This window comes from Candidatus Poribacteria bacterium (assembly GCA_021295715.1).
GTDB lineage: Bacteria > Poribacteria > WGA-4E > WGA-4E > WGA-3G > WGA-3G.
Map to the genome: position 1 here is coordinate 22,197 of JAGWBV010000009.1, position 12,711 is coordinate 34,907.

The 12,711-nt window shown below is 48.2% G+C and carries 11 protein-coding genes; all 11 read left to right on the top strand.

Annotated features, from left to right (window positions below; all coding sequences use genetic code 11):
• Window positions 1-111: 111 nt before the first annotated feature.
• The 11 genes from J4G07_04570 (at window position 112) to J4G07_04620 (ending at window position 12,417) form a co-directional block, all read left to right on the top strand.
• Window positions 112-1,101 (top strand): DUF58 domain-containing protein, encoded by a 990-nt coding sequence (locus tag J4G07_04570; GenBank protein ID MCE2413253.1) that lies wholly within the window; start codon window positions 112-114, stop codon window positions 1,099-1,101.
• Window positions 1,102-1,189: 88 nt separating this feature from the next.
• Window positions 1,190-3,349, top strand: a complete 2,160-nt coding sequence (locus J4G07_04575) for a BatA domain-containing protein (protein MCE2413254.1) — start codon at window positions 1,190-1,192, stop codon at window positions 3,347-3,349.
• Between the two features lie 59 nt (window positions 3,350-3,408).
• Window positions 3,409-4,326 carry a phytanoyl-CoA dioxygenase family protein gene (locus J4G07_04580; protein ID MCE2413255.1) on the top strand — a complete coding sequence of 306 codons (918 nt, stop codon included), beginning with the start codon at window positions 3,409-3,411 and terminating at the stop codon, window positions 4,324-4,326.
• Entirely contained in the window at window positions 4,316-4,528 is a 213-nt protein-coding gene (locus tag J4G07_04585) for a hypothetical protein (GenBank protein ID MCE2413256.1), read from the top strand. The genes J4G07_04580 and J4G07_04585 overlap by 11 nt, the downstream gene beginning before the upstream one ends.
• A 135-nt stretch (window positions 4,529-4,663) precedes the next feature.
• The gene (gene rph / locus J4G07_04590; protein MCE2413257.1) at window positions 4,664-5,422 is read left to right on the top strand and encodes a ribonuclease PH; all 759 of its coding nucleotides are present in this window, start codon (window positions 4,664-4,666) and stop codon (window positions 5,420-5,422) included.
• Window positions 5,397-6,041, top strand: a complete 645-nt coding sequence (gene rdgB, locus J4G07_04595) for an RdgB/HAM1 family non-canonical purine NTP pyrophosphatase (GenBank protein MCE2413258.1) — start codon at window positions 5,397-5,399, stop codon at window positions 6,039-6,041. The genes rph and rdgB overlap by 26 nt, the downstream gene beginning before the upstream one ends.
• A gap of 197 nt (window positions 6,042-6,238) precedes the next feature.
• On the top strand, window positions 6,239-6,796 hold the full coding sequence (efp, locus tag J4G07_04600) for an elongation factor P (GenBank protein ID MCE2413259.1): 558 nt from the start codon (window positions 6,239-6,241) through the stop codon (window positions 6,794-6,796).
• 125 nt (window positions 6,797-6,921) lie between these two features.
• Window positions 6,922-7,440 (top strand): acetyl-CoA carboxylase, biotin carboxyl carrier protein, encoded by a 519-nt coding sequence (locus tag J4G07_04605; protein MCE2413260.1) that lies wholly within the window; start codon window positions 6,922-6,924, stop codon window positions 7,438-7,440.
• Window positions 7,441-7,575: 135 nt separating this feature from the next.
• Entirely contained in the window at window positions 7,576-8,934 is a 1,359-nt protein-coding gene (accC, locus tag J4G07_04610) for an acetyl-CoA carboxylase biotin carboxylase subunit (GenBank protein ID MCE2413261.1), read from the top strand.
• Window positions 8,931-10,826 carry a CRTAC1 family protein gene (locus tag J4G07_04615; GenBank protein ID MCE2413262.1) on the top strand — a complete coding sequence of 632 codons (1,896 nt, stop codon included), beginning with the start codon at window positions 8,931-8,933 and terminating at the stop codon, window positions 10,824-10,826. Before accC ends, J4G07_04615 begins: the two co-directional genes overlap by 4 nt.
• A gap of 193 nt (window positions 10,827-11,019) precedes the next feature.
• Window positions 11,020-12,417, top strand: a complete 1,398-nt coding sequence (locus tag J4G07_04620; protein ID MCE2413263.1) for a PD40 domain-containing protein — start codon at window positions 11,020-11,022, stop codon at window positions 12,415-12,417.
• The last annotated feature ends 294 nt before the right edge of the window (window positions 12,418-12,711 follow it).

Genomic DNA, 12,711 nt, shown 5'->3' on the forward strand with positions numbered 1-12,711 from the left:
AGTCGGCAAAGAAAGAAACGTTCCTGAAACGTTTGCGTCTTTACCGATTGCTGAAAGGGTTTTCGGAGAAAACCCGTCCTGACGGCTGACGGCTATACTGAGAGAATACGCATGCAGCAAAGTCCACCAGTCGGACGCTCCTTTTTAGATCCAGCAATCCTCGCCCGAATCGGGAATCTTGAATTGATTGCAAAATTTGTCGTTGAAGGTTTTATCTCCGGACTCCACAAAAGCCCATATCACGGGTTCAGTGTCGAATTCTCGCAATATCGACAATATATGCCGGGAGACGATACCAAACATATAGATTGGAAAGCCTACGCTCGCACGGATCGTTACTATATCAAACAATTTGAAGAAGAAACCAATCTCAATTGCTACCTCCTTTTGGACGCAAGCGAATCTATGTTGCATCCGGTGGATGAGACACAAGTGGATGATCCAACCATAGAGGAGAGCAGAACGGGACAAAAACTAACAAAGTTACGATACTCAAGTTTCCTCATCGCGTCACTTGCCTATTTTATGGCGAAGCAGCGGGATGCTGTTGGGTTTGCGTACTTTGATGATACACTGCGCCAATACCTTCCCGCTCGAAGTAGTACATCGCACTTGCATTCGATCTTACTCACGTTGGAGACGTTACAGACCGCAAAAAGCACACGGATGGGGACATCCTTGCATCAAATCGCCGAACGTCTCACCAAGCGCGGCTTAGTCCTCTTCGTCTCCGACCTCTACGATGACGGTGATATAGATGGGCAGTCAGAAGTTATCGAGGGTTTGGAACACCTGCGCTACGAGGGACATGAAGTCATCGTCTTTCATGTTCTCGCACATCAGGAACTTGCATTTGCTGACTTTGAAGCAGGAAGGAGTTCGGAGGCACTTATCCGTTTTATCGATTCGGAAAGTGATGCTGAGATTATCACAACACCGCAAGCGATTCAGGAGAGTTATTTGAATAATTTCAACACATTTCTTGATACTTATAGGCTTGCGCTACGGCAATCGGATATTGATTACAACCTGATAACAACAGCAACACCGATCGATTTAGCGTTGGCATCCTATCTCGCTAAGCGGCAAGGGGTTCTCTAATTTGTGGCTTTCGGCTTTCGGTTATCAGCCGTCGGCAAAGAGAATTCTTGCTAATAACTAACAACTGATAACTGACAATCCTTAAAATATGTTTGGATTAGGAATCTTAGCTCCTTTATTCGCGGTAGCAGGTATTGTTGGTGCCTCAATTCCACTCATCTTGCATCTGTTGAACCGAGAACGTGCAAGACAATTGGTGTTCGGTACCATCCGTTTCATCGAGATGTCGCATCAAACCAACGTGAGACGGCATAAGTTGAAACGGCTACTGCTTCTGCTGATGCGTATTCTGATGTTGGCACTTCTCGGTTTTGCATTTGCACGACCTTTCTTCGCCGAAGCTCCAATTATTGCCCAGAAAACGGGTGGAAAACGAAACACAATTGTTATTCTCGATACCTCCTATAGCATGCAATATGAGGAGGTATTTGAAAATGCCAAAAGGGAGGGCATCAAAATTCTCGATGGGCTTGACGCAACCGATGCCGCTTGCCTTATTCTTTCTTCGGACAATGCCCGCGTCGTTGCCCCACTCGGTTCAGAGTTTTCACACATTCGAACGGCTTTGAACAATGCAGAAGCCACTTATAAACCGACAGATTATTTAGATGCCCTGCAAACCGCGGATGAAATACTTGCGTCTATTCTTATCGGTGAAAAACAGATTTATGTGATAGCGGATATGCAAAAGCGGGGATGGGAAAACTTCATTGAAACGGACAAACTCAACCCTGATGTCCAAATTCAGTTTATTGACGTCCATCCTGAACAACCGCACAATTTCGCGATAACAGGTCTCAATATACCCCCTGTTGTCCTGAAGGAACAGCAAGCATCCTATCTGGTTGCACGCGTCCGTAATTTCAGCGACGAGGCAGTTGAAAATCTACCGGTTCGTCTGTTCGTAGATGGAAACATGATCCACACCGTCCAACTTGACATTGAGCCGGACGACCTCGCGGATGCTGCTTTCAGAATCGCCAGTTTTGATAGCGGGCAAGATGAGGCAACACATACGGGTTGGGTTGAACTGCCTGAAGATGCGCTTCAGGTTGACAACAAACGTTATTTCACTTTACAAAGTTTGCGGTCAATCAAGGTTCATGCGGTGAGTGACAAACCGCGGACGCAAAGCCCCCATCAGACAATGGGAACATTTTTCATGAAAATGGCGTTAACGGCGGGTCGTGATGCGGTGCCGATTGATTTTACCGAATCGAGTTCGGTGCCAAACGCGGCGATACTCAATCGCACGGATGTTCTGGTGCTTGCCAACGTGGCACAACTCTCTTCTAACGAAGCCAGGCGTGTGACGACTTACGTTGCTTCAGGCGGAGGATTGATTCTGACAGTGGGTGACAATATAGACCCTGATGTCTATGAACAACGTCTTGGTGGTGAGACAGGCTTGATGCCCTGTAACTTCGTCCAACCCGTCGGCGACGCTTTCGATCGTCAGCAATTCCGCGTCCTTGCGACAGTGAAGTACGAACACCCGATTTTCGCGCCGTTCAAGGAACCGAACCATGGTGATTTTGGTAAAGCGCGGTTTTATAGAATTTTTCAGGCGGTACCCACGGCAAATGCGACTGTCATTGCTTCTTATGATGATGGCAGCCCTGCGCTCTTTGAAAAGCCTTACGGAAACATGGGACGTGTGCTCTGTTTTACCTCGACCATAGACCGAGAATGGAACGATCTACCGATTCGCGCGGTTTATTTACCTTTCCTTCATGAATCCATTAAGTATCTCGCACTTAAGGACGCAGAAACGCTACCCAATTACCATGTAGGAGACTATGTCGAACTGAAAGTTTCTGAGATTGGGAAGGAAGTTGTAAGGGAGAACAGAGAAGTCGCTATTTTCAATCCGAACAACGTTGAGATACGCTTGGGACAAAACAAAGATGTTACATCTGCAGCAGAAGATACGCTACAAAGTAGTGTTTTATATACGGACACAGCAATACCCGGTATCTATTCCGTTCATAGGTCTGGTACAGAGGTTACGGAATACTTTGTCGTCAACGTCGATACGACCGAGTCCAATCTTGCGGCACGTGATGTTGAGGAGCTTGCAAGTATGCTGAAAGGCACAGCTGACGAGTCAGGCGAAGATAAACCGACGACAGAACTGGTGGCGCAATACAATGAAGATGTAGAGAATAATCAAAACGTATGGATCTATCTTATGTTTGCGGTTTTTGCTTTAGCAATAACAGAGATGTTCCTCGCGAACCGTGTTTAGAATAGCAACCAGCAATCGGCAAATCTGTCGGCTTGCGTACAGGAGCAATAGATTAAAAAATGAACTTTGAACCGAGTGCACCGATTGAGGTACCACAAATCGTATCTGAGGAGCAGGTCCAATTTTTTATCAATAACGGGTATCTGATTGTCCCAGATCTGCTTTCTCTGGATGAGGTAGAGGAATTGCGGCAGGACACTATTACGCTTGCCAAAGGTGGATACCCGTGTGAAAGCCTCCAACCGCTTCCTGAGGATATGAGCGATGACGAGGCCATTGGACGTATCCTGTGCATTCATCAACCCCATTTTGTCAGCCCAGTTATCGAGAAGTACGTCAAGCACTCGAAAATCTGTGGTATTCTGAGCCAGATAACTGCTGCACACTTACCCCACTGGGACGGAAGCGTCAAGTGTATGCAGTCGATGCTCTTTGTGAAACCGCCCGATTTTCAAGGGCAGGCATGGCATCAGGACGAATTTTATATTCCGACTCGCGATCGCTCCTTGATTGGTGCGTGGACTGCCATGGACGATGCAACGATAGAAAATGGCTGTTTATGGGTCCTTCCCGGCTCGCATCGTCGAGGGTATCTCTATCCACAGAGATACCACGAGAACCCAGATGAATTCGATTTCGCCTGGGAGAGTTACGGATTTGATGACACAGATGAGGTGCCCGTCGAAGTTACAACTGGCACATTAGTGTTCTTTAACGGTTATCTACTCCACCGCTCTCGTAAAAATCGTGGAGATACATATCGCAGGGTTTTGGTGAACCATTACTGCAATTCATGGTCGCTGTTACCTTGGTCAATTCAAGATGGAGAACGTCCCGCCAGTGCTGATCGGAGATGTGTCATTCCGGTCTCTGGTGTCGATCCGTACGCATGGAAAGGCTATGATGATCCACCACAAAACGTCCATTTGCGAACCTGCAAAGCCGTTGATGAACTGGAGTCATTAGATGCAAGTTGAAATTGAACGTTTTTCCGACCTTAGGCAAGCGTTGGAAACTATGATGCAGCGGATTGAGACAGGTGAGGATATATTGGAACAGTTGGAACAAATTGATGCCTTGCATCAGGAACTCGCGCCGACAGCACCTAAGATGCTTCTGCACTATCTTGAACGGAAAAGTTATACAAAAGCATTAGCGTTGCTCGAAACCTTAGAATAGCAATCAGCCATCAGCAGTCAGTAAAGAGGCTTTCGTTAAACGACTGATGGAAACCATTCCTACCGACCCCTGAAAGGATTTTTTGAAAAAATCCCCCTGGCTGCTGATGGCTAAAGAAAAATAGGAAAGAGAAATATGGTAAGAGAGGATGGACGCGCATTAGATGAGCTGCGTCCTGTCACAATCAAACGACACTATATCAAACATGCCGAAGGCTCTGTGCTCGTCGCAACCGGAGATACTCGTGTTATCTGCACTGCCTCTGTGATTGACCAACAGCCGCGTTTCATGCGTGATCAGCGTATTAGAAATAAGGGGTGGGTGACGGCAGAGTACTCCATGTTACCCCGCTCCACTTCCGAACGGATGCAACGTGAGGCAACCCGTGGCGGTGTTTCTGGGAGAACACAGGAGATCCAACGTCTTATTGGTCGTTCCTTACGTGCCGCTGTAGATTTATACGCCTTGGAAGAGCGGACAGTTTGGGTCGATTGTGATGTTATTCAGGCTGATGGTGGGACACGCACTGCATCCATTACGGGTGCTTTCATCGCCCTCTGGGATGCCTGTCAAGCACTCATTAAAACCAAAAGGATTAAAAATCTTCCTATTACTGACAACATTGCCGCTACAAGTGTTGGACTCGTCGATGGTCAAGCGATGTTAGATCTCTGCTATACAGAAGACTCAACAGCGGACGTTGATATGAACATTGTGATGACAGGAAGCGAAGAATTTATTGAGATACAGGGCACTGCGGAGGAAAAACCCTTTTCGCGTAACGAGTATGACCAAATGCTGGATCTCGCCGTTGGAGGTATACAACAACTTATCCGACTCCAGAATCGGATGATATTGGAGAATTTAGATGAAGCTCATATTGGCGACGCGTAATCAAGGAAAAGTCAGAGAACTCACGAACATGCTCTGCGGTAGTAGGGATAGGTCTTGTGCCTATCCGATCGAGGTTATCTCTTTGGAAAGTTATCCAGATGCCCCAGAGGTAATTGAAGATGGGCAAACGTATACGGAGAATGCCGTTAAGAAGGCATCTATTATTGCTGAATATACGTCCCATCTCACGCTCGCTGACGATGCGGGGCTGGAGGTAGACGCTCTCGGCGGCGCGCCAGGTATTAACTCCAAACGCTGGGCGGGAGAAGACGCAACAGATGAAACTCGGATTGCGAAACTCCTTCAGGCGCTTGACGGTGTCGCGAATCGGCGGGCACGATTCATCGCTGCGATTGCACTGGTACATCCTCGAAGGTCACGCGATAACGATCATCGTGATGGCGTGCCTTCGCCGAATCCCAAACCTGAAGTGGTGCTCGGTATTTGCGAGGGACACATCAGGCATGATCCAGTGGGAGAGAGCGGTTTCGGTTACGATCCCGTGTTTGTACCTGATGGTTATAATCAGACTTTCGCGGAATTAGGAGAAGAAATAAAAAACCGGATGAGTCACAGAGCAAAGGCGTTGGAACAGGCAATCGCATTATTAAATTATTAAATCTGGGCACCGTTCCACTTCGTTTTACGGTGGCTTCCGGTTAAGCCGAACAATCATAGAAAGATGAGCAATCATCAAGAGAAAATAAAAGAAGCGATGGCAGCCTGCAACAACAGTGCAGGCGGCTTTTCAACGAAAACCGGTATGGATCCAATCGCTGGATTTAACGCTTTGCGATTCATTTAAATGAGGAGAAAATGGCAGCACTTAACGATTTACGAAACGGGTTGGTTATCCGACTCAACAATACTATTTATACCATAGTCAGCTGTGACCACGTCAAGCCAGGGAAAGGTGGTGCCTTCGCACGAACCAAAATCAAACGGATTTCCGACGGTGCCGTCTTGGACAGAACGTTCCGTTCTAATGAAAATGTCGAAACCGTCAGGCTCATGGACCATCAGATGCAGTATATGTACCGGGATGGAGAGGTATTGTGGTTTATGGATAACGAAACATTTGAACAACACACTCTCCCTGTAGACCTCATCGGAGATGACTTGAAGTACCTAAAAGCGGGTGAAACGGTCACCGTTAAAATGGAAGGGGCAATCCCACTTGCCGTTGAACTTCCGAACTTCGTTGAACTTCAGATTGTTGAGACCGATCCAGGATTACGAGGGGATACTGTCAGCGGTGGTTCAAAGCGTGCCACGCTTGAGACGGGCGGTGTCGTTAATGTTCCTTTGTTTGTTCAGAACGAAACGCGTATCAAAGTTGACACGCGTACCGGAAAATATGTAGAAAGGATATAGTAGCAATCAGCGGTCAGCCGTCAGCCGTCAGTTACCGTCGGCAACTGGATAACCTTCTCGCAGAAGTTAAAACGTCGCCAAGGTCCCTGATGGCTGAAAGCCGATAGCCGACTGCGAAAAAAGAAATGCGCCAAAACAGATCGAAGGATAAATCTCAATCTGCTGAACAAAACAACAATGATGTCTTAGAAATTGTTGAACAATTAGCAGAAATTCTCGTCCGCACCGACCTTTCGGAAGTCCGCGTCCGGGACAACGAGTTCGAGGTCCAGGTTTCCAGACATCGCGGGAATCCCGGCGGATATGAACAGCCTCCGTTACGTCCCGCAGAGACGAATGTAGCAGTAGGGGCGCCGCAGCTTCCTGTAGAAACGCCTGATGCCGAAGGTGGCGCGGAAGCACATAATGCCCTCATCAGTGCCCCTATGCCCTCGCGCTTCTACCGCTCCCCTGCCCCTGATGAACCACCCTTTGTAAAAGTTGGGGACATCGTTGCAACGGGTGAACCCGTTGCCGTCCTTGAAGTCATGAAAACTTACAATCCCGTGGAAGCTCCATTCAATTGTGTAATTTTAGAGATCCTCGCTGAAGATGGCGAGGCGGTTGAATATTCACAACCCCTGTTCCGAGTGAAACAAACATAGGGCTTTATGGGTATCGGTTCTCGGTGCGGTTTTTCTACGAAAAACCTTTCGGTTATCGGTCACAAGAAGGATGTGTTAAACGACAATCTCTTAACCGACCACCGACAACTTTAACTGACAACGATAAAAAAGAAGATGATAAAAAAAATACTAATAGCAAATCGCGGTGAGATCGCTGTCCGGATCATCCGTGCCTGCAAAGACATGGGGATTAAAACGGTAGCGATATACTCAACCGCTGATGAAGATGCACTACACGTTAAATACGCTGACGAAGCCATCTGTATCGGTCCGCCCCCCTCAACGGAGAGTTATCTCAAATACTCCAATATTATCACTGTTGCAGATTATGCGAATGTCAACGCGATCCATCCTGGAGCGGGTTTCCTTGCTGAGGACGCGCAGTTTGCGGAAATTTGTGAGGCGCATCAGATAAAGTTTATCGGACCTTCCATCACAGATCTCGCCACGATGGGTGACAAAGTGAAGGCACGCGAAACTGTGGCTAAAGCAGGACTGAAACTTGTACCCGGTAGCCAGCGCGGTCGGCGTAAAAGCAACAAAAAAGGAACAGTTGACACCGCCGAGGAGGCAGCGCAGCTCGCTGAGAAAATCGGATATCCAGTCGGGATCAAAGCCGTCGCAGGTGGTGGTGGTCGGGGCATCCGAATCGCCGAAAATCAACCGAGCCTACTGAATCTTTTTCACACTGCGAAAGCAGAGAGTGAGGCGGCTTTTGGTAATGGGGATGTCTATCTTGAAACATGGATTGAAGAAGCACGACATATCGAAGTTCAGATCCTCGGCGATACTCACGGCAATGTTGTCCACTTAGGTGAACGAGAGTGTTCTATCCAGCGTAAACAACAGAAACTCTTGGAAGAAGCACCTGCTGCCTCGATTCCAGCGAAACTGCGCAACGATATCTGTAAAGCCGCTGCAAAAGCCGCAAAAGCGATTGGCTACACAAATGCAGGAACTATTGAGTTCGTTGTGGATAAAGATGAGAATTACTATTTCTTAGAAATGAATACACGGATTCAAGTCGAACATACTGTCACAGAGAGTATCACCGGCATTGATCTCATCAAAGAACAGATTCGACTTGCGATGGGAGAGGAACTCGGTTATAATCAATCTGATATTCACATCCAAGGACACGCAATTGAATGCAGAATTAACGCCGAAGACCCAGCAAATCAGTTCATGCCTTCACCGGGACTTGTCACAGCCTACCATCCTCCGGGCGGCATCGGTATTCGGGTTGATGGGTACCTCTACACGGGGTATACTGTTCCGTCGCACTACGATTCACTCGTGGCAAAACTCATCGCAATGGGCAAGGATCGAGAAGAGACGATTGCACGGTTGAAACGTGCATTGTCTGAATTCAAAATTGAAGGTATTAAGACTACGATTCCGCTCTTCCAGAATATCCTCAACGATGAACGTTTTCACAGCGGAACCATTTTTACCAATTTCTTGGAAACATGAAAAATAGCCATCAACCATCAGCCATCAGTTTCCGTCAGCAATTAGCAATTAGCAATCAGCAATCAGCAATTAGCAAGAGAGTTAACTTAAACGAGGGGAAACACCCTATCAAAAACACCTCTTTACTGACTGCTGAAAGGGTTTCGGAGAAACCCGACCTGATCGTGACGCAAGCCGCGTGTGGGCTTGCGGGACAATGCTATTCCACCGACAACCATTCTTCCGACAGCCAATATCACGTGTATGCCTTCTTCGTAGTGTTTGCGATCTCTATGCTATCGGTCTCCATGACGCTAAACGCGGCTACTTTTGTTGATGCCACGAATGAAGCTGGCCTCCGTTTTCAGCATTCGAGCGGCACGCGTTCCAGCCTACTTCCAGAAGATATGGGCTCTGGGGCAGGCTTCGCCGATATAGACAACGATGGAGACATCGACCTCTACATTGTTAATATTCCCGGTCCCTTTACACAAGATGGAGAGGGTCATAAGGGAAACGCAAATGCTCTCTATCGGAACAACGGGGACGGCACTTTTACGGACATCACGCACACCGCGGGGGTTGGGCATCAAGGCTACGGCATGGGGTGCGTCTTCGCAGATTACGACGGTGATGCCGACCTTGATCTTTACCTAACCAACTATGGTGAGAATGTTCTTTATCGGAACAACGGGGACACCACTTTTAGTGATGTAACGGAAGCTGCTGGTGTCGGATGCGAATTGTGGAGCACAGGTGCCGCCTTCGCTGATGTAGATGGCGATACCGATTTGGACCTCTACGTTTGCAACTATGTCATCTATGACTTAGAACAATTAGAACAGATGAAGGAAGAGTCCCTACAATCTGGAAAACCTGTGCCGAGTGCTCTGAATCCGCACGTCTTTGAACCACAGGATAACGTATTCTATCGAAACAACGGGGACGGCACTTTTACCGATGCCACCGACGAAACGGGAATCGCGGCAGGAGGCGGTAGAAGCATGCAAGCCGTCTTTAGCGACTTTGACAACGATAACGATCTGGACCTTTATGTTGCAAATGATACCACCACGAACCATATCTATCGCAACGATGGTGGCGGTGCATTCACGGATGTCAGTGCGGAGTCGTGGGCAGCAGATTTCCGCGGTTCGATGGGACTCACCGCTGGTGATTACGACGCTGACGGTGATATCGATCTTTTTATGAGCCATTGGGTGGACGAGGAGAATGCCCTCTATAGAAACTTGCTCAAAGAGGATGTCGGAACTGAACAGATACGGTTCGTAGATGAATCCTACACCTCCCTGCTTGCTGAAGAGAGCATCAAACAGATCGGATGGGGCACTACGCTCTTTGACTACGACAACGATGGGGACTTGGATATCTTTGTAACGAACGGTAGCACCTTTCAAGAACTCAGACGACCAGAGGTGCTTATCCCTCAGCCTGATATGTTGTTCCGAAACAATGGAGACGAGACATTCAGCAATGTCAGTCAAGAGGCGGGAATTGCGGCACTCCCTCTCCGAGTCGGTCGCGGGGCAGCATTTGGAGATTATGATAACGATGGCGATGTCGATATTTTCATCGTCAACAACCATGCCCCACCGACATTACTGCGTAATGAGGGCGGAAACCGCAACAATTGGGTCTATGTCAAGCTCGTTGGAACGGGCGCGAATCGGGATGCTATCGGCGCGAAAATTCGAGTGAAAACGGCAGATCAGACGCAGATCCGAGAAATTTACGCCGGTGAGAGTTACATGTCCTCCAACAGTCTCGTCGCGGAATTCGGCGTGGGAAACGCCACACAGATTGAGACGTTACAGGTTACTTGGCAGAACGGGAAGACGCAGAAACTCCATAATGTCCCAACAAACCAAAGAATCCATATAACACAGGAATAGCAATTAGCCATCGGCGGTCAGCAGTCAGAAAAATAGCAGTCGGCAGTTGGGGCGGTTTTTTCTTCCGAAAAAACCTCTCGGGTATCGGTAAAGAGTTCATCGTTTAAGAGAACCCTCTTTGCTGAAAGCCGACCGCTGAGAGTGGAGCGCAGCAGAACGCCCCGACCGCCATCCTTGCCGATAGCCATAAAAAATGAGAAACTATTTCTATCTATTCATTTCTATGTTTCTAATCCTGCTCGCATGTGGTGGAGATCCCACTATTGAGCGCGGCAAAGCGTTTCTTGAAACAGGCGACGCTACGTCTGCCATTCAGCAGTTTCAGGCGGCACTTAAGCAAAGTCCATCCAATGCCGAGGCTTACTATCAGCTCGGTTTAGCGCATGAAGGATTAGGTGATGCTACGCAAGCAGTCAATGCATTCAAAAATGCAACAAAGTTGGCACCGAAACGTTCGGAAATAGCACTCGCACTCGGGCGCGTCTATTGGCACAGCGGAAACCGTTCTCTCGCGCGCACCGAATTTCAAAGTCTGCTGAGCGGTTCCCCAAAAAAGGAAATTCTCCTTCAGTTAGCGGGTCTCACAGGAGATGCCTACCACGTCCAACGTATTCGCACCGAAGGCAGCGATGATTACGAGCAGACCTTCACTGAAAAGGGGAATATGATGACGTTTACTGCAAAGTATACCGACGATTATAGTCCCGCAATTTCACCCGATGGAAAATGGCTCGCCTTCGCTTCAAATCGCCTCCAGAACGCTGAGTTGTATCTCATGGATCTCACGACCCGCACGCTACAGCAGCTCACGCATACTGATGAACTTGATGAGTATATGCCTGCTTTTTCACCGGATGGTCAATCGATCGCCTTCGTTTCAGAACGCACACGTGGCGGTATGATGCTTCCATCTGTCCAGGCGAGTGGTTCCGACCCGAGGACTGCGACGATCTACCTCATGGATGTCGATGGAAGAAACCAACGTCCGCTCATCGATATAGAGGGGGCGCAGCGCGCCCCTGTCTTTTCACCCGATGGGCAACAAATCGCCTTTGAATCCAAAGTACCTGCGCAAGGAACCGAAAGCGAACCCGGAAGCACCGAGAACAACGATACGTTAGAAATCTATGTCATTCATATTGACGGCACAAACATGAAGCAGCTCACACATAACGATGTAGATGACGGGCATCCAACGTGGGCACCCAATGGGAAGCAAATCGCTTTTACGGGCATGGTAGATGACATCTACCACATTTTCAGTGCTAACGCAGACGGAGGCACCGTCCAGCAATTGACTTATGGAACTACAGGTTCGCATTACCATCCGACTTTCGGTCCGGATGGCAAACGGATTATCTATGTCTCGAACGCGCATAACCATTACACGCTCTGGACGATGGATGCCGACGGCACAAACAAGACCCAACTCACGAATCACATCGGGGCACATTTTGAACCGAGTCTCTCAAAGGACGGAAAAACGCTTGTGTTTAGTTCCGATCGTTCGGATCACATGCGGATCTATCGCATGGATTTAACCAAACCCATCCAAATACAGGCGTTGAAGGCGAGACTGGCGGATTTATAGTTTCTTAAAAGTAGTAGGCACGCTCGGTGGGTTCTCCATAAACCCCGATTTCCATTTCCCCTTGACTTTCCCCTGAAACTTGTTATCATTTTAACAACCACTTGTAGCAGCACGCTAAGCTGATGACAGACAAATTCCCGCGCTCAAGTGGAGTGCTATGCCTATAGAAAGCGAGGCTCCGAGCTCTCACACTCCAGCAGAGTGCTATGTATAGCGAAATCTAACAATCGCAGATGAGACCTTCCAAATGCGACACTGAGAACTTTCAACCACGTAGGTTCAATAAGCTTGAAA

Coding starts and splice junctions, on each gene's coding strand:
- J4G07_04570 (MCE2413253.1), top strand. CDS start 112: ATGCAGCAAAGTCCACCAGTCGGACGCTCCTTTTTAGATCCAGCAATC.
- J4G07_04575 (MCE2413254.1), top strand. CDS start 1,190: ATGTTTGGATTAGGAATCTTAGCTCCTTTATTCGCGGTAGCAGGTATT.
- J4G07_04580 (MCE2413255.1), top strand. CDS start 3,409: ATGAACTTTGAACCGAGTGCACCGATTGAGGTACCACAAATCGTATCT.
- J4G07_04585 (MCE2413256.1), top strand. CDS start 4,316: ATGCAAGTTGAAATTGAACGTTTTTCCGACCTTAGGCAAGCGTTGGAA.
- rph (MCE2413257.1), top strand. CDS start 4,664: ATGGTAAGAGAGGATGGACGCGCATTAGATGAGCTGCGTCCTGTCACA.
- rdgB (MCE2413258.1), top strand. CDS start 5,397: ATGAAGCTCATATTGGCGACGCGTAATCAAGGAAAAGTCAGAGAACTC.
- efp (MCE2413259.1), top strand. CDS start 6,239: ATGGCAGCACTTAACGATTTACGAAACGGGTTGGTTATCCGACTCAAC.
- J4G07_04605 (MCE2413260.1), top strand. CDS start 6,922: ATGCGCCAAAACAGATCGAAGGATAAATCTCAATCTGCTGAACAAAAC.
- accC (MCE2413261.1), top strand. CDS start 7,576: ATGATAAAAAAAATACTAATAGCAAATCGCGGTGAGATCGCTGTCCGG.
- J4G07_04615 (MCE2413262.1), top strand. CDS start 8,931: ATGAAAAATAGCCATCAACCATCAGCCATCAGTTTCCGTCAGCAATTA.
- J4G07_04620 (MCE2413263.1), top strand. CDS start 11,020: ATGAGAAACTATTTCTATCTATTCATTTCTATGTTTCTAATCCTGCTC.